Origin of the sequence: Mesorhizobium sp. M7D.F.Ca.US.004.03.1.1, assembly GCF_003998635.1 — a bacterium.
Classification (GTDB): domain Bacteria; phylum Pseudomonadota; class Alphaproteobacteria; order Rhizobiales; family Rhizobiaceae; genus Mesorhizobium; species Mesorhizobium loti.
Window position 1 is genome coordinate 1 of the sequence record NZ_RZQG01001515.1, and the last position, 819, is coordinate 819.

The 819-nt window shown below is 58.4% G+C and carries 1 pseudogene; it reads left to right on the forward strand.

Annotated features, from left to right (window positions below):
• Positions 1-592 (forward strand): annotated as a pseudogene (locus EN935_RS38350) (hypothetical protein); the annotation flags it as partial.
• Positions 593-819: the final 227 nt, after the last annotated feature.

Sequence of the window (819 nt, forward strand, 5' to 3'; positions counted from 1 at the left end):
ATTTGGGCGGCTCTATGTGGTTGATCGTGACGCGCATCAGATCGTTATTTTCGACAGAAAAGGCCGGGTCACAGGCCGAATCGGGACACGCCATGCCGCTGGGAAACCCTTCAATCACCCCAGCTGTGTCGCGATCGGACCCGACGGCGACATCTTTGTTGCTGATGGTTACGGCAACACGGTCGTACAACGGTTTTCAGCGAAAGGGGAACCGGTCTGTGTATGGGGCAGCCGCGGTGTGGCGGCTGGGCAATTCCTTTCGCCACACGCGATATATGTCCTGAAAACCGGATCGGTCGTCGTGGCGGACCGCGAAAACAACAGGCTGCAGCACTTTGACGGCCATGGCCGTTTACTGGCCATTTGGACGGGCTTCTATCGGCCAACGAATGTTTGGGCCGACCAGGACGACAAGCTTTATGTCACTGATCAAGTTCCGTCCCTGACGGTGCTGGAGGGAAACGGAGCCTTTATAGGTCGCTGTCGACCAGTCCTGTTCGGCGCGCATGGCATATGCGGCGATGACCACCGCAGACGCATCTACCTGGCCGAGACCAATCCAAGTCGCGTGACGTGCCTCGAAGCTTGCTGAGCAATACGCTGGGGCCGCGCAGGAGATTGCTCAGAGCGTATTCGACGCTAGGCCGGAAGTTGGCTGTGCTCCGGACAGAAGGCGGCAGATGTTTGGCCTAGCTGGCATCATATCGCGCCGGGTGCCGATCGGCCGACGTCTATGAGCGATTTGGCTTTCGATTACCCAACCAGAAAGGTGCAAACGTGAGCACGACGGGCAAGCTGAAAGGCCAAGTGGTGCTGGTG